Origin of the sequence: Actinokineospora baliensis (genome assembly GCF_016907695.1) — a bacterium.
Classification (GTDB): Bacteria; Actinomycetota; Actinomycetes; order Mycobacteriales; family Pseudonocardiaceae; genus Actinokineospora; species Actinokineospora baliensis.
Genome location: NZ_JAFBCK010000001.1, coordinates 1,776,452 through 1,792,107, shown reverse-complemented (window position 1 = coordinate 1,792,107; position 15,656 = coordinate 1,776,452). Strand labels below are relative to the sequence as shown.

At 71.8% G+C, this 15,656-nt stretch carries 13 protein-coding genes and 2 pseudogenes; 1 reads left to right on the top strand and 14 read right to left on the bottom strand.

The window, feature by feature from the left end; genetic code table 11:
• Positions 1-3: 3 nt before the first annotated feature.
• The 13 genes and pseudogenes from JOD54_RS08515 to dacB form a co-directional block, all read right to left on the bottom strand.
• Positions 4-1,158 (bottom strand): PrsW family intramembrane metalloprotease, encoded by a 1,155-nt coding sequence (locus JOD54_RS08515; RefSeq protein ID WP_307859894.1) that lies wholly within the window; start codon positions 1,156-1,158, stop codon positions 4-6.
• A gap of 43 nt (positions 1,159-1,201) precedes the next feature.
• Positions 1,202-3,433 (bottom strand): DUF6779 domain-containing protein, encoded by a 2,232-nt coding sequence (locus JOD54_RS08510; RefSeq protein ID WP_204449995.1) that lies wholly within the window; start codon positions 3,431-3,433, stop codon positions 1,202-1,204.
• A gap of 55 nt (positions 3,434-3,488) precedes the next feature.
• Positions 3,489-3,947: a DUF3180 domain-containing protein gene (locus tag JOD54_RS08505; RefSeq protein ID WP_204449994.1), complete on the bottom strand. Its 459-nt coding sequence runs from the start codon at positions 3,945-3,947 to the stop codon at positions 3,489-3,491.
• Positions 3,944-4,429 carry a 2-amino-4-hydroxy-6-hydroxymethyldihydropteridine diphosphokinase gene (gene folK / locus JOD54_RS08500; protein WP_204449993.1) on the bottom strand — a complete coding sequence of 162 codons (486 nt, stop codon included), beginning with the start codon at positions 4,427-4,429 and terminating at the stop codon, positions 3,944-3,946. Before folK ends, JOD54_RS08505 begins: the two co-directional genes overlap by 4 nt.
• A complete protein-coding gene (gene folB, locus JOD54_RS08495; protein ID WP_204449992.1) occupies positions 4,426-4,791 on the bottom strand; it encodes a dihydroneopterin aldolase in 366 nt (121 codons plus the stop codon). The genes folK and folB overlap by 4 nt, the downstream gene beginning before the upstream one ends.
• Positions 4,788-5,621, bottom strand: coding sequence for a dihydropteroate synthase (gene folP / locus JOD54_RS08490; protein ID WP_307859893.1), 834 nt, complete (start codon positions 5,619-5,621; stop codon positions 4,788-4,790). Before folP ends, folB begins: the two co-directional genes overlap by 4 nt.
• Positions 5,618-5,965, bottom strand: a pseudogene (gene folE, locus JOD54_RS08485) (GTP cyclohydrolase I); the annotation flags it as partial. The gene folP and the pseudogene folE, both read right to left, overlap by 4 nt.
• Positions 5,966-6,421: 456 nt before the next feature.
• Positions 6,422-6,736: pseudogene (locus JOD54_RS08480) on the bottom strand (GTP cyclohydrolase I); the annotation flags it as partial.
• Positions 6,737-6,779: 43 nt separating this feature from the next.
• Positions 6,780-9,167 (bottom strand): ATP-dependent zinc metalloprotease FtsH, encoded by a 2,388-nt coding sequence (gene ftsH, locus JOD54_RS08475; RefSeq protein ID WP_204449991.1) that lies wholly within the window; start codon positions 9,165-9,167, stop codon positions 6,780-6,782.
• A 222-nt stretch (positions 9,168-9,389) separates the two neighbouring features.
• On the bottom strand, positions 9,390-9,938 hold the full coding sequence (gene hpt / locus JOD54_RS08470; RefSeq protein WP_204449990.1) for a hypoxanthine phosphoribosyltransferase: 549 nt from the start codon (positions 9,936-9,938) through the stop codon (positions 9,390-9,392).
• A gap of 10 nt (positions 9,939-9,948) precedes the next feature.
• Positions 9,949-10,911 carry a tRNA lysidine(34) synthetase TilS gene (gene tilS / locus JOD54_RS08465; protein ID WP_204449989.1) on the bottom strand — a complete coding sequence of 321 codons (963 nt, stop codon included), beginning with the start codon at positions 10,909-10,911 and terminating at the stop codon, positions 9,949-9,951.
• On the bottom strand, positions 10,908-11,978 hold the full coding sequence (locus tag JOD54_RS08460; protein ID WP_204449988.1) for an Rv3626c family coenzyme F420 biosynthesis-associated protein: 1,071 nt from the start codon (positions 11,976-11,978) through the stop codon (positions 10,908-10,910). Before JOD54_RS08460 ends, tilS begins: the two co-directional genes overlap by 4 nt.
• Before the next feature lie 30 nt (positions 11,979-12,008).
• On the bottom strand, positions 12,009-13,871 hold the full coding sequence (gene dacB / locus JOD54_RS08455) for a D-alanyl-D-alanine carboxypeptidase/D-alanyl-D-alanine endopeptidase (RefSeq protein ID WP_204449987.1): 1,863 nt from the start codon (positions 13,869-13,871) through the stop codon (positions 12,009-12,011).
• A gap of 408 nt (positions 13,872-14,279) precedes the next feature.
• Between dacB and JOD54_RS08450 the strand changes: the two genes are divergently transcribed.
• Positions 14,280-14,777 (top strand): inorganic diphosphatase, encoded by a 498-nt coding sequence (locus JOD54_RS08450; RefSeq protein ID WP_204449986.1) that lies wholly within the window; start codon positions 14,280-14,282, stop codon positions 14,775-14,777.
• 133 nt (positions 14,778-14,910) lie between these two features.
• On the opposite strand, the gene JOD54_RS08445 is transcribed toward JOD54_RS08450, so the two are convergent.
• Positions 14,911-15,579 carry an SMI1/KNR4 family protein gene (locus JOD54_RS08445; RefSeq protein ID WP_204449985.1) on the bottom strand — a complete coding sequence of 223 codons (669 nt, stop codon included), beginning with the start codon at positions 15,577-15,579 and terminating at the stop codon, positions 14,911-14,913.
• Positions 15,580-15,656: the final 77 nt, after the last annotated feature.

Sequence of the window (15,656 nt, the reverse complement as noted above, 5' to 3'; positions counted from 1 at the left end):
GCTTCACCGGGTCGCCCGCGCCACATCGACCGCCTTGCGGCGGGCCTGCCGGACCACGTCGAGCAGCCGCGCCTCCCGGCCGTCGGCGTCGACGCCCGCGCTGCCCGCGGCCACCGCGTGGCGCAGGAAGGCGAGCTCGCTGACCGCGGCCTGGTAGTCGGCCACGGCCTTCGCCGCGTCCGGTCCGGACTGGGCGCGCACCTGCGAGCGCCACTTCTTGCGGCCCTTCATGCTGGCCAACAGGTCCACTTCGGACACAACGATGACCCCGGTGTCGACCATGGCGGGCAACTGCGCCGCCACGACCCGCTGCTCGCGCTTGCGGTGCCAGTGCACGAAGTACACCACCGCGCCGAACAGCGGGACCATGACCAGGAAGTACACGGTGAGGAAGGTGTTCGCGGTCCCGATCGTGGCGGTCGTGTTCCACAACGCGTGCAACACGACGGCAGCGAGGTAGCCCAGCAGCGGCGCCAAGACCCGGGTGCGCCTGGCCGCCGACCTGGCCGCCACACCGAAGCCGATGCCGATCATCACGGTGAACAGCGGGTGGGTGAACGGCGAGAGCACCCCGCGCAGGATGAACGCGGCCACCACCCCAGGCGAGGTGCTGTCCCCGAAGCCGTACTCGGCGAAGGCGCGGCCGAAGTAGTAGATGTTCTCGGTGAAGGCGAACCCGGCCGCCACCAGTCCCGCGTAGACGATGCCGTCGACGACGCCGTCGAACTCCTCGCGCAGGAACAGCAGGATCCCCAGCACGAACAGGCCCTTGACGCCCTCCTCGACCAGCGGGGCGGACACCATGGCGCTGATCTTGTCGCCGCTGCCCTTGCCGAGCAGCAGATCACCGACGGCCTCGGCGGTGTTGTTGATCAGCAGCGCGGTGACCGTCGCGACGCAGGCACCCCAGCCGAAGGCCAGCCACAGCAGCCTGGCCGGTTCCGGCTCCCACCGGTCCACCCACAGGAACGCCGCGACCACCGGCCCGACCGGCAGCAGCGCGCCAGCCACACCGACCAGTTCGGCCACCCAGCCGACCCGCGCGGTGCTCAACGCGAGCAACGTCAACCCACAACCGGCCAGCACCACCAACCCGGCGACCGGCAAGAGAACCGTCAACCGCCGCGGGAGGTGCCGCCGCGGAACCCCGTCAGACACGACAAGCGATCTTAGGGCCAAACCGGACACCCCGTCCGGCGGCTCACTCCTCGCCGCGACGACGGTGCCTGCGAGGCGCGTTCCCGGCGCCGTGCGCGGCGAGCAACTCGCTGACGGACTTGCCGGACGAGTGCGACCCGGTGTCCTCCGGCTCGATGGTCTCCTGCCAGGTCGGCGCACCCTCAGCCCGACGCCGCCTGCCACCGCTGTCCGGCTGGCTCTCTGCGGTGACCGGGGGGAACGTGCCGGTCACCGCGCGCCTGCGACCACCGGGCTCGGGGGCGGGCTGCATGGCCACCTCGGTGCGCTCGGCCGACCGCGGCCGGTGGGTGGGCGGGAGGTCCCGCGCGGCAGCGGGCTGGGCGGCGGGCGCAACCGGCGCCGGGTGGTTGGCGGCTGGTGGCCGTGCCGCGGACTGCGACACCGACGCCTGGGACTGGGCGACTGGCGCTGGGCGCTGCGACACCGACGCCGGGGGCTGTGCACCTGGCGCCGGGGGCTGCGACATGGGCCCGGGGGCCGATAGCCGGGCCGGGGGGTACTGCTCGGCCTGTCGGCGCACCGGCGCGAACTCCTGACTCGCCTGCGGCCCGGCGACCGGGGCGCGGAAGTCCGGTGGGCTCGGGCGCACAGCGGAGAAGTCGGGGGCGGCGGCCGGTGCCCGCCGAGCCACGGCGAGTTCTTGGCTCACCTGCGAGCCGGGCGCGGCACCAGCGGGGTCACGGCGGAACTCCTGGCTCACCTGGGCGGCAGCGCCATTGGCGTCCCGGCGGACAGCGGGGAGCTCTTGGCTCACCTGCGGGCCAACACCATGGGAGTCGCGGCGAACCGCGGGGAACTCTTGGCTCACCTGGGGGCCGCGCGAGTCCCGCCGGACGGGGCCGAACTCCTGACTCGCCTCAGGCCCGCGCACGACCTGACTGGCCTGCGGACCACGCGAAGCGGCATCCCGCCGAACAGGACTGAACTCCTGGCTGGCCTCAGGCCCACGCGCGCCCTGGCCACCCTGTGGGGCACGCGAAGTGGCGTCCCGCCGATCGGGCCCGAACTCCTGGCTGGCCTCCGCATCCCACGGGGCCCCGTTGGCATCCCGCCGAGCCGGGCCGAACTCCTGGCCGACCTGCGGACCACGCGAGGCGGCATCCCGCCGAACAGGAGCGAACTCCTGACTCGCCTCCGCATCCCACGCGACTCCACTGGCATCCCGCCGGGCAGCGCTGAACTCCTGGCTGGCTTCCGGTCCCCGCCCGACGCCATTGGCGTCCCGGCGGGCAGTCTCTTGGCCGCGCGGCGCAGAGCTCGCGTCGCGGCGGCCCTGATTCGCCTCAGCACCCCTCGCGGCACCATTGGCGTCTCGTCGGATAGGGGCGAGTTCCTGGCTGGCTTCCGGGCCCCGCTGCGTGCCGTTGGCGTCGCGGCGCACCGGGCTGAACTCTTGGCTGGCCTCTGGGCCGGGCCGGGTGCCATTGGCGGCGGTACGGCGGGTGGGCTCGGGGCGCTGCTGTGGACGGGCGGCGGGGCGTGCGACTTCTTGGCTCACGTCCGCGCGGCGGGGCTGTGCGGCTTCGGCCTCTTGGCGTCCTGGGGCGATGCTGCGGGCTTGGGCGGGGCGGACGCGGTTTTGGGCGGGGATGGGGGCTTGGCGGGACGACTCCCAGGAGGGGGTCCAGTCGGGGTCTATGCGGTCCGGTTCTTCTTCCCCGGTCCAGTTCGCGCGGGGGACGCGGCCGATCAGCTGGGTGTCCGGCTCGCCCGCGGCGGTGATGTGGCGGACCTGGTTGGCAGGCCGGGCGGCGATGGCGCCGCCTTCGAGGCCGCGCATGCGGGTCGCTTCGGCGTGCAGGGCGAAGCGCTCGACGAAGACCTCGCCGCCGCTGAGCAACACTTCGAGGCTCTGGCGGAGGTTCTTGAGCTCCTCGCGCAGCGCGTCGAGGTCGTTGGAGGTCTCTTCTTCGACCTTGCGCCGGGTGGTGGCCTCGACCTCGAGTTCGTGCTCACGGCGGGCGGCGACCTCGCGTTCGAGCTCGAGCTCATACACGTGCTGCAGCTGCGCAGCCTCTTCGGCGCGGTCGGCGACCTGCCTGCGGTAGCGGGCGGCGAGGAAGGCCCCGGCTAGGGCGGCCCAGAGCGCGGCGACCACGCCCAGCCGCATCCACCGCAGCGAGTCGCTGAGGACCAGCACCGCGGTCGAGGCCAGGGCCAGGCCTAAAGCGGCGAACAGCAGGGCGCGCGCTGCGCTGGAACCCTGCGTTGGGGGGTCGGTCCGGCCCGTCATGGTGCCTACCGTACCTGTCCGTTACCTCAGCGAGATCAAATGGCCGGGTCGAGATTCACCCGATCGGGCGGCGACGCTGGTCATCGGGATCGTCCGGTGTCCGGCAGCAGAACTCCAGCCAGAGCGCGCCGCCGATCAGGGCCGCCGCGCAGACCAGCCCGACGGCCGCGCTGGCCACGTCGTGGCGGGCCGCGTCGACCTGGGCGCTTTCGGGCACGACGTAGGCCAGCACGCCCAGCCAGGCGCCGAGCATGATCGCCCCGAGCAGGGAGGACGCCTTCGCCAGGGCGACCGCGCGGGCGGCGGTCAGCGCCTGGATGGGCTTCCCGGTCTTGATCCGACCGCGCAAACCGAACCCGAACAGGGCTTCTACGACAGCCAGCACCAACAGGGTGATACCGGCCAATCGGGGCAGCGGTGGCAGCTCGCCATAGAGGAGGCGCAACGCGAGGTAGACGACAACCGCGCCTAATAGGCCAGCAGGCACGAGATCGCGGGCCTTGGTGAACCTCATCGCAGCTCCAGGTCGTCGCGCCTACGCACACCGTCAGTGTCCAAGGCGGCCAGCAGTGCGTCCGCTCTACCTCGACCGGGTACGACCGCGTTCGGGTCTATGTCGAGCCAGGGGATCAACACCGTTGCGCGTTCGTGGGTGCCCGGGTGCGGCAAGAGCAGCTCCGGGTCTGAGCTCACTACGCCATCGACCACCACTACATCGACGTCCAGCGTCCGAGGACCCCACCGCAGCTCACGGACCCGCCCAGCGACGTTCTCCAGCGCCTGACCACGACGCAGCCATCCCCACGCATCCGTGCCCGGGTCGTCCACCACGCACACGGCGTTGAGGAAGTCGGGCTGGTCGGTCACCCCCCACGCGGCGGTCTCGTAGACCGGCGAGACGGCCACGAGAACCCCGGCGAGCCCGTCCACCGCGATCCGCAGGTTGGCCAGCCGGTCCCCCAGGTTGGACCCGAGCGAGAGAACGGCCCGGCTCACCGGCGGCGGGACCGGCGCACGGTGACCGCGACGTCGGCGAAGCTCAGCGGGATCGGCGCGGCGGGCTTGTGCACCGTGACCTCGACGGCGAGCACGCGGTCGTCGGTCATCTCCCCGTCGGCGATCTCCGCGGCGACGGTCTCGATGAGGTCCCGCGGCGGCCCGGCGACCACGGCGGCGGCCCGCTCGGCCAGCTCGCCGTAGTGCACGGTGTGCCGCAGGTCGTCGGTGGCGGCGGCCTCGCGCAGGTCCAGCCACAGGGTGATGTCGACGACGAAGTCCTGCCCGTCGCGCTTCTCGTGGTCGAACACGCCGTGGTGGCCGCGCACGCGCAGGCCGGTGAGGGTGATCCGGTCGGTCATCTGGCTCCTGTCATCGCCGCGGCCACGGCCACCGCGTCCAACGAGCGCCGCACGTCGTGCACCCGGACACCCCAGACGCCCGCGGTCGCGGCGATGGCGGTGACCGCGGCGGTGGCGTCCTCCCGACCGCGCGGCGGCCGCGGGGTGCCGTCCTGGTCGGCGAGCAGCTTGCCGAGGAACCGCTTGCGCGAGACCCCCAGCAGCACGGGGAACCCCAGGTCGAGCAGGGCGCCGAGATCGCGCAGCAGCGCCCAGTTGTGGTCGCTGCTCTTGGCGAACCCGATGCCGGGATCGATCGCGATGGCCGCCTCGGCGACGCCCGCGGTCAGCGCGGCGTCCACCCTGGCCAGCAGCTCGGCCCGGACCTCGGCGACCACGTCGGTGTACTCGGCGAGCGCGTCCATGTCGCGGCTGTGCCCGCGCCAGTGCATGAGGATCCACGGCACCCCGGTGTCGGCGGCGACCCTGGCCATGTCCGGGTCGGCGAGGCCGCCGGAGACGTCGTTGATCACCACGGCCCCGGCGGCGACGGCGGCCTCGGCCACCTTCGCCCTGGTGGTGTCCACGCTGACCCGCACCCCGGCCGCGGCGAGCTCCCTGATCACCGGCACCACCCGGTCGATCTCGGTGTCCGCGTCGACCCGAAGCGCCCCCGGCCGCGTCGACTCACCGCCCACGTCGACCAGGTCGGCGCCGCTGCGCCAGATCCGCACCCCGTGCCCGATGGCGTCGTCGACGTGCAGGTAGCGACCGCCGTCGGAGAACGAGTCGGGGGTCACGTTGAGCACGCCCATGACCGCGCACCGGCCGGGAGCGGGCAGCAGGGTCACCGGCTCCGCCCGTTGATCAACTGGATGGCCTCCGCCCTGGTCGACGGCGAGGTCTTGAGCAGGCCGCGCAGCGCCGAGGTGGTGGTCCGCGCGCCCGGCTTGCGGATGCCGCGCATGGCCATGCACAGGTGCTCGGCCTCGATGACCACGATCGCCCCGCGCGGCTGCAGCTTGCGCACCAGCGCGTCGGCGACCTGCGAGGTGAGCCGCTCCTGCACCTGCGGGCGCTTGGCGTACAGGTCGACCAGCCTGGCCAGTTTGGACAGCCCGGTGACGCTGCCCCGCTCGTTGGGGATGTAGCCGACGTGCGCGTGGCCGTGGAAGGGCACCAGGTGGTGCTCGCAGTTGTGCGTGAGGTGCCCGCCGATGAGGAACGTCGGGTGCGGGTCGCAGGTGAAGCTGTAGACGGTCGCCTCGGCGGCCACCGCGCGCACCGACCGCACCCCGACCCACTCGGACTGGCCGAGCGCGGTCGCGTGGTCGCGGGCGAAGCCGTGGCGCAGCAACCACTGCGCGTCCGCGGCCGGGGCACCGGCGGTGACGAGCTCGCGGGCGGGGGCGGCGATCCCGGTCCACTCCACATGGGACCCGGCGACGTCCTTGGCCTCGGCCCAGCCGCGCGGGGTGGCCAGCGGGTGGTCGGCGGTGACGGTGAACACACCGGCGGTCGTGCTGACCTCCACCAGGTCCGCCGAGCGCTTGGCGGTGACACCGATCACGTTCGTCTCCACCCGGCGGCTGCCCACCAGGGTCCACAGTGGATCCCCGACCCGGACGTCCTGCGCGGCCACCGGTCCGCCGACGGCGTCGACCGGCTGCCCGTGCGGCACGCAGGTCGAGTACATCGGGATGTCGGTGACCAGCACGAGTTCGTCGTGGCTCTCGTCGAAAGTCTTGTCCAGCACCGCGTCCGGCTCGGTGTAGAGACCGGCGAACAGCTCCGAGTAGGCGCGGGCGACCCTGGCCGGGGTCTCCAGCAGGCCCTCCCGGTCGGGGTCCTCGCCGCAGGCGAGCAGCAGCTCGCGGATGGCCTTCTCGGCCCGATCCTGGTCGAACGCCGGGGTCGGGACGTCGCGGGTGCTGAACGTCCCGACCCGGTCACGGCTCGTGGTCATCGGTACCTCCGGATCGTCGCGGCACAACGCCGCCACCATCGCATCAGGAACCGTTGGAGCGCCCACCGGAGTCCTGATCCCGGTCAGTGGGATCAGCCTGGCGGTCACCGTGCTGGTGCTCACCGTACTGCTGGCGGTCACCGTGCTGCTGGGCGTCGTTGCGGCGCTCACCCCACGACGGCTGCCACGACTGGTGCGGACCGGACGGCCGGGTGGGGCCGGTGGCCGGGGTCCACCCGGGCGGGGCGCCGTAGTGCGGCGGGCCCGCGTGCCTGCCGGTCTGCTGGCCGTAGGGCGGCGGCTGCTGGGGGGTGCCGTAGGGCGTGCTGCCGTAGGGCGGCGGCGACCCGTACGGCGGCGGTGTCCCGTTAGGACCGACGCCGTTGCCCGGGGGCAGCTCGGGGTTGGTCCTGGGCGGGCCGCCCGGCAGGTCGCCCGCGCCGGGGATGGCGCCGACCGGGGTCGGTACCGGCTCGCGCGGGGCCTCCTCCGGCCAGGTCTCACCGCGCTCGATGGCCTGCTCGCGGCGGGTCTTGATCGGCGGCTTGTCCGAGGGGGTGCGCTCGCCGAAGTCGTTGAACGCGGTGATCCTCGGCCGCTTCTCCACCTTGGAGAAGATCCGCTCCAGGTCCTTGCGGGTGAGCGTTTCCTTCTCCAGCAGCTCCACGACCAGGTCGTCGAGCACGTCGCGGTAGGTGTTGAGCACGTCCCACGCCTCGGTGTGCGCGGCCTCGATGAGCTTGCGCACCTCCTCGTCGATCTCGTGCGCGACCTCGAGCGAGTAGTCGGCGCCGTGGCCCATCGACCGGCCGAGGAACGGGTCGCCCTGGTCCTGGCCGTAGCGGACCGCGCCGAGGCGGGCGCTCATGCCGTACTCGGTGACCATCGCCTTGGCGATCTTGGTGGCCTGGTCGATGTCGCTGGAGGCGCCGGTGGTCGGCTCGTGGAAGACCAGCTCCTCGGCCGAGCGGCCGCCGAGGGCGAACACCAGCCTGGCGATCATCTCCGAGCGGGTCATCAGCTGCTTGTCGTCCTCGGGGACGACCAGCGCGTGCCCGCCGGTGCGGCCGCGGGGCAGGATCGTGAGCTTGTAGACCGGCTCCAGGTCGGGCATCGCCCACGCGGCGAGCGCGTGGCCGCCCTCGTGGTAGGCCGTGATCTTCTTCTCCTTGTCGGAGATGATCCGGCTCTTGCGGGCGGGCCCGCCGATCACCCGGTCGACCGACTCCTCCAGCGCGGCGGCGGTGATCAGCGCGCCGTTCTGCCGCGCGGTGAGCAGGGCCGCCTCGTTGAGCACGTTGGCCAGGTCGGCGCCGGACATGCCGACGGTGCGCTTGGCCAGGCTGTCGAGGTCGGCGTCCTGGGCCATCGGCTTGCCCTTGGAGTGGACCTGCAGGATCTTCTTGCGGCCGGTCAGGTCGGGTGCCGACACCGGGATCTGCCGGTCGAACCGGCCGGGGCGCAGCAGCGCCGGGTCCAGGATGTCGGGCCGGTTGGTGGCCGCGATCAGGATGATGCCGCCGCGGGCGTCGAAGCCGTCCATCTCGACCAGCAGCTGGTTGAGGGTCTGCTCGCGCTCGTCGTGGCCGCCGCCGAGGCCCGCGCCACGCTGGCGGCCGACCGCGTCGATCTCGTCGACGAAGATGATGCACGGGGCGTTCTGCTTGGCCTGCTCGAACAGGTCGCGGACCCGGGAGGCGCCGACGCCGACGAACATCTCGACGAAGTCCGACCCGGAGATCGAGTAGAACGGCACCCCCGCCTCACCGGCGACTGCCCTGGCCAGCAGGGTCTTGCCGGTTCCTGGCGGGCCGTAGAGCAGCACGCCCTTGGGGATCTTCGCGCCGAGCGCCTGGTAGCGGGCCGGGTTCTGCAGGAAGTCCTTGATCTCGTGCAGTTCCTCGACGGCCTCGTCGGCACCGGCGACGTCGGCGAAGGTGGTCTTGGGCATGTCCTTGGGCAACTGCTTGGCCTTGGACTTGCCGAAGTTGAGCACCCGGTTCCCGCCGCCCTGGACGTTGTTCATCATCCACATCAGCAGCAGCAACAGCAGCACCAGCGGGATGAGGAAGATCAGGATCTGGGTCAGGAACGAGTCCTGGGTGACGGTCGTCTTGAACTCGGTGCCGGTCTTGGCGATCAGGGCCTTGTAGATGTCGGCGGTCGCCCCGTCGGGGTACTGCGCCAGGATCTGGGTGACCTGCTTGCCGTCCTGGTCGATCGGCGCGTTGAGGGTCAGCTTGAGCTGCTGTTCCTTGTCACCGAGCTCGGCGGTCTTGACGTTGCCCGCCTCGATCTGCGCGATGGCTTTCGACGTGGGCACCGAGGTGTAGCCACGCGTGTCGTCGAACAGCATGCTGAAGGCGAAGTAGATCAGCAACACCGCCAGGATCCACAGCAGCGGGTTGCGAAGCAGGCGCTTGCGGTCCATTCACTTACGGCCGCGAGGCGGCCTCCACCCTCCCTGACGTGCACTGAGGGCAATGACGACCCATTACCCAGCCGGACGGGGCACTCTCCGGTTCGACCAGAGTACCGTCCGCGTTGGCACCCTCACCGGGCGAAGTGCCGGCGGAGCGCGCAACAGGGACAACGTGCCCGCGACGGGCTTGGTTCCCACACCCACCTGATCGGTCCAGCGCGGACCGGTGGGTCAGGAGGTGTAGACGCGCGGGTCGAGCGTCCCGATGTAGGGCAGGTCGCGGTAGCGCTCGGCGAAGTCGAGGCCGTAGCCGACCACGAACTCGTTGGGGATCTCGAAGCCGACGTAGCGCACCGGCACGTCGACCTTCACCGCGTCCGGCTTGCGCAGCAGCGTGCAGACCTCCAGCGAGCGGGGCCCGCGCGAGGCGAGGTTCTTGAGCAGCCAGGACAGGGTGAGCCCCGAGTCGATGATGTCCTCGACGATGAGCACGTCGCGGCCCGCGATGTCGCGGTCGAGGTCCTTGAGGATGCGCACGACCCCGGAGGACGAGGTGGCCGAGCCGTAGGAGCTGACCGCCATGAACTCCAGCTGCACCGGGACCGGCAGCGCCCTGGCCAGGTCGGTCATGAACATGACCGCGCCCTTGAGCACCCCGACCAGCACCAGGTCCGAGCCGTTCTCCGGGTAGTCGTGCCCGACCTGCTTGGCCAGCTCGGCGATCTTCTCGTCCAGCTGCTGCTCGGTGATCAACACCGAGGAGATGTCGCCGTCGTACACGGTGCCCCTCTCAGGAGTTCAGCCTTGTGCACGTGAGCCTGCCATGTGCACGTCGTGCCACCAACCCGCCCGGCAGGGCGATCCCGCGCTGACCGTGCCAGTCGGACAGGAGGCCGTCGGTGGCGCGCAGGTGGGCGTCGGTGAGTTCGGGCACCCCGACCCGGGTCAGCCAGGTCCGCAGCACTCGGCGGCGCAGGGCGGGGGGTAGCGGGGTGAGTTCAGCCACGTGCAGCTCGTCGCCGGTGCTGGCGCGGTCGTGGGCTTCGACGGCGAGGTCGTCGAGCGCGGCGAGGTCGTCACGCAACTGCGCGGCGGTGCGGGCGAGCGCGGCGGCGACCCCGCCTTGGAGGACGTCATCCAGCAGCGGCAAGACCTCGTGCCTTAGACGGACTCGGGTGAAGCGGGGGTCGGCGTTGTGCGGGTCTTGCCACGGGGTGATGCCGAGGGCCTGGCACGCCGCCTGCGTAGTAGCCCTGGGGATGGTGAGGAGAGGGCGGCCCCAGGGGTGGTCCAGCGGCCGCATGCCCGCGATGGAGCGCGGGCCGGAACCGCGGCCTAGGCCGAGCAGCACGGTCTCGGCCTGGTCGTCGCGGGTGTGGCCGAGCAGGACCCAGGAGTCGGCCGCTGCGCGTAGTGCCGCGTAGCGGGCTCGGCGGGCAGCGGCTTCCAGTCCGCCTTTGCCGTCGACGGTGACTGGCAGGACGCGGACGTCGTCGAGGCCTAGGGCGGCGAGTTGCTCAGCGGCGCGGGCGGAGGTTTCGGCCGACCCTGGCTGTAGACGGTGGTCGACGATCAAGCCGGTCACCTTAAGGCCGGACTTGCGGCCTACATGAGCGGCAGCCGCAGCGAGTGCCAAGGAGTCGGCGCCACCCGACACAGCGACGGCGATCCTGCCGTCTGGCTGTACGTCGTGGAGCAGGTCACGCACGGCGCGCCGGACGTCGGCCACCGCGGGGTGGGGCTTCTCGGTCACGTGACGCGGCGGATCCAGGCGGGCGGGTCGCTCAGTTCGCTCCTCAACGGCAGCGTGTCCGGGGAAGTCCAGATGGTGTTGAACCTGTCCATGCCCACCTCACCGATCACGTGTGAGGTGAACTTGGCGCCCACGGCGTACTGCTTCATCTTCGCGTCTACGCCCAAGAGGTTGCGCAGCACGCGATCGAGGAGCCCGCCGCCTCGTCTGCGAACGGTGAACCGCTCTCGGATCATGGCGACCGTGGGGACGACCATCGGACCAACAGCGTCCATGACGTGATCGGCGTGGCCCTCCAAGAGGGTCGAGATGGCGATAAGACGGTCGAAAACCGCGCGCTGCTCCGGAGCTTGCAACGCCTCCATCAACCCCAGAGGACCACCAGAGGTTGTGGGGTCCGGCTTTGTCCTGGCCCGTCGCAACAGTTCTGGCAGCCTCGCCACAGCGCTGTTGGCGTTCTCGTCCAGGCCGCTCAGGAAGTCGGCCACCTGCTCCTGGAAGTAGGAGCGCAGCCACGGCACTGCGGTGAACTGCAGCCGGTGGGTGCATTCGTGGAGGCACACCCACATGCGGAAGTCCTCGGGCGGCACGTCCAACGCCTGGTGCGCGGCCACGATGTTCGGCGCCACTAGGAGCAGCCTGCCCCCGTCACCGCCGAACGGGTCGTACTGACCGAGGACGCGACTGCTCAGGTAGGCCAAGACCATCCCGGCCTGCACACCCGCCGTCCCCGCCAAGACGCCGCCAACAACGCGGCTGGGCCTGCTGGGCAGGGCGTTGGTGGTGAGCGCGGCGATGCTGTCCGCGGCCGCCTGGACCCACTGCTCCCGGTCCACGACGTCCCCGGGGAGCAGCGGCAGACCCATGCCGAGCCCGGTCAACCGCCGCACGTGCGCCTCGGCGTCCGCGGTGACCTCCCGCAGCCGCTCAACCGTGTGCCCGGCGACCTCCCTGGTCACGACCGGGCCGGGGCGGACGAGCCGCCGGGCGGTCGAGACCGCCAGGTCCCAGTCGACCGGAGGCGCCCCGCCGGTCGACCCCACCACGTCCGCGCCGGTCGTGTTCACCCTCCCGACGCTACCGGAGCCCGGGTGATCTCACCTACAGCCGCATTGGCGCAGGGCCGCGGCCACCGCGTCGAGCGCGGGCTGGGCCGCGCCGGGCACCGAACCGTTGGACATCAGGGCGAACACCAGCAACCGGCCGTCGGTGTCGAGGACGACCCCGGCGAGGGAGTTCACACTCGACAGCGTGCCGGTCTTGGCGCGGACCCAACCCTTGCCGGGCGAGGCGGCCGGGCCCTGGTAGCGGCCCGCGAGGGTGCCGCTGCCACCGGCGACGGGCAGCGCGCCCAGCAGCGGCCGCAGCTTGGCCGTGCGCGGGTCGGCGCCGTCGGGACCCGCGGCCACCTTGAGCACGTCGGCGAGCAGCGCGGCGCTCACCTGGTTCATTGTGGACAGTCCACTGCCGTCGTCGAGGGTCACCGTGCTGGTGTCGAAGCCGTTGTCCTTCAAGGTCTTGATGGTGCCCGCCGAGCCGCCCGCGAAGGAGACCTCCTGCCCGGTGGCCTTGGCGACCTCGCGGGCCAGCGCCTCGGCCAGCACGTTGTCCGAGCGCTGCAGGGTGTTGTCGACCAGCTCGACGACCGGCGCGGAGCGGACCTCGCCGAGCACCTTGGCGTCCGGCTTGGCCTGGGTGGTCGCCTTGGCCGGGACGGTCGCGCCGATGCGCTTGGCGAACTCCTCGGCCAGCGTGCGCGCCGGGTTCGCCGAGCGGGCCGAGACCGCCTTGGTCGGGTCGGCCCTGCCCCCGTCGAGCATGGCGGGCACCATCGGCGCGATGTAGCCGCCCGCGACGTCGGCGGGGATCCAGCCCTTGGCGATGCTGTCGCCGGTGTAGCGGTCGAGGTCGAGCAGCACGGTCGTCACCGGGCCCTTGGCCTTGACCTGGGCGACGAGGTCGTCGAGGTGGGCCGCGCCGGGGTAGACGGTGTTCTTGCCCGCCGCGAAGGACGACAGGGTGGGGTCGCCGCCGCCGATGATCACGACCGTGCCGGGGGTGTCACCCGCGACGACCTTGGTCGACAGCTGGGCCGCGTGCGGCAGGGCCAGCAGTGCGGCGGCGCTGGTGAGCAGCTTCGCGGTGGACGCGGGCACCAGCGTGGTCTCGGCGTTCTGCGCGAAGAGGACCTCGCCGCTGGCGGGGTCGACGACGGTGCCGGTGAGCGTGCCGAGGACGGGATCGCTCGCCGGGCCCGCAAGAGCAGCGCGGACGCCCGCCGCGGTGGGCGCCGGGATGTCTGCCCCGGGCCCCTTGAGCGTCGGCGCGAACTGCACAGCGGCGGGCGGAGGCGCGATGACGACCTCGGGTTCCGCGGCCTTGATGCCCAGCTTCTCCCGCACACCGGGGACGAACTGGATGGTCGCTGCCGCACCCAGCACGAGCAGCACGACGATCGCCATCGCCACCAACATGCCGACGCGGGGTCGCTTGCGCGGCTGCTCCGGCTCAGGTGCCTGCTCAGGGAGCTGAACGGGAGTCGGCTCTCTGGTGACGTCAGCGACCTTGATGACCTGTGTGCTCTCGACCTGCACCGGGCCCTGTTGACCGTTCGGGCCTATAGGCCGCCCGCCAGGACCAGGCCTGCCCGGCGGAGGCTGCTGCCTCGCGAACGGCGGCTGACCACCAGGCCCGCGCGGCGGCCCGTCGGGAAGCGGCCTACCCGGCGGCTGGGCGTGCGGCGGCCCCCCAGGTCGACCCTGGGGTGGGCGGCCCGCCTGCTGGCGCTGACCACCGGGCCGCGGCGGCTGGACGGGCCCGGTCGGGAACGCGGCGGTGGTCTCACCACCGGGTTTGCGGGTCGGCTGGGTCGTGTCGCCGCCCTTGGCCGCCAGCGGCGGGAAGTTCACCTGCGTCGGCCCCTCGGCGAGCTTGCCGCGCGCACCGACGTGCACCGTCACGTCCCCGGACAGCTCGTCCGGCGCCGCCCCTGTCGGTTCACCCGAACGTGGAGAGCCGGTCCCGGGCGTGTCGGGGACGTGGGTCTCGTCACGTAACACGGGTCCGGCGCCGGGCCCCGGCGGCCGCGCCGCGGGGCCGTCGTCGTCCACACTCGGCCACGCGGCGTCATCGGCCCCCGGCCACCCTGGGTTGTCGTCTGCCACGTCAGGTAGACGTTTTGCCTGATCACCAGGTTGCCGCCGGGCCGGATCCCGATCCCCGCCGTGCTCTGGTCCCGCCTGCGGCACCCCGCGTCCTCCCCCTGCGCTCACGGTGAACGTCACACCCGGATCGGTTCGGGCCGGGGCGACACCGTGGTCCACACTAGTGAGGTAGCAGAGGAAGCGAGCAGGAGCGAGGACACGTCAGTGGAGTTCGACGTCACGATCGAGATCCCCAAGGGAAATCGCAACAAGTACGAGATGGACCACGAGACTGGTCGCATCCGGCTCGACCGCACCCTCTTCACCGCCACCCAGTACCCGGCGGACTACGGCTTCGTGGACAACACCCTGGGCGAGGACGGTGACCCGCTCGACGCGCTCGTGCTGGTGCAGGAGCCCACCTTCCCCGGCTGCCTGATCCGCGCCCGCGCCATCGGCATGTTCCGCATGACCGACGAGAAGGGCGGCGACGACAAGGTCCTGTGCGTCCCGTCGCACGACCCGCGCACCGAGCACCTGCGCGACATCCACCACCTGGCCGAGTACCACCGGCTGGAGATCCAGCACTTCTTCGAGGTCTACAAGGACCTGGAGCCCGGCAAGAGCGTCGAAGGCGCGAGCTGGGTCGGCCGCACCGAGGCCGAGGCCGAGATCAAGCGCTCCTACGAGCGCCTAAAGGAGTCCGGCCTCACGTTCCACTGAGCCTATTCCTCCCACCACCCACCCCCGCTTCCCCACCCGGCATCGTTCCCGGCTTTGGGCGGCGAGGTCCGCGGTGGAGCGGCACTGATGACCTAGAGCACCCCCGCGCACTTCTCGTGGCCGGGGGTGTTCGCTATTCGCGGACCCAGCGCAGGCGGCCAAGGGCGTCGATGTCCGGGCGGTAGTCGGCGGGGCTGTCGCCTTCTAGGCGGGATGCGGTGCGGTTGAGGAGCTCGGTCAGGTCCGTGGCGTGCAGCTGCATCGCGGGGAACCTATAGACGTTGCCTTCGTGCAGGTAGAGGACAGCGCCGGACTCGCCCTTGGCGAACGGAACGTCACCTTCGCGCCAACCGGGGTCCGCGCACAAGTCCGCCGTTGTGGTGCGGATCTCCCGCACGGATAAGGGCTGGTAGGCGGGCGGGAACGTGAAGCCGTCCGCGCCGACGCCGTCGTGCCGGGTGAGCGAGATGATCAGCTCGGCGGGGAGCTCGGACCCGAGGTCGCGCTGCAGCCCCACCAGCTCGCTGCGGGTCGCCGGGGTGTTCCAGGCCGCGGCGGTGGCCACGGCGTTGTCGGCCAGCCAGCCGTCCACCCGCTCCCAGGCGGCGTTGACCCGGTCGACCACCTCCGGGGTCGGTTCGACCAGCGTGAGCGGGCCCTCCGGCGGCCTGCACCTGACCCCGGCCGGGCTGCTCGCCGAGGTCGGCGCGCCAGCCTGGTCCGGCTCGATCGCGATGCCGAGGACCAGGGCGGCTCCGATGAGCACCCCGCCAATGGCGAAGATCGCCACCACCACTCGCACCGATCACCCCCTGGTTGTCCCCCGCCAGGATGACAGAGACCTACACAGCCGGTGCACAGCCCGTTCCTGGGTAACAG

Excerpts from the sequence above, each read along its gene's own strand:
- JOD54_RS08510 (WP_204449995.1), bottom strand. The coding sequence starts at position 3,433 with ATGACGGGCCGGACCGACCCCCCAACGCAGGGTTCCAGCGCAGCGCGC.
- JOD54_RS08505 (WP_204449994.1), bottom strand. The coding sequence starts at position 3,947 with ATGAGGTTCACCAAGGCCCGCGATCTCGTGCCTGCTGGCCTATTAGGC.
- folB (WP_204449992.1), bottom strand. The coding sequence starts at position 4,791 with ATGACCGACCGGATCACCCTCACCGGCCTGCGCGTGCGCGGCCACCAC.
- ftsH (WP_204449991.1), bottom strand. The coding sequence starts at position 9,167 with ATGGACCGCAAGCGCCTGCTTCGCAACCCGCTGCTGTGGATCCTGGCG.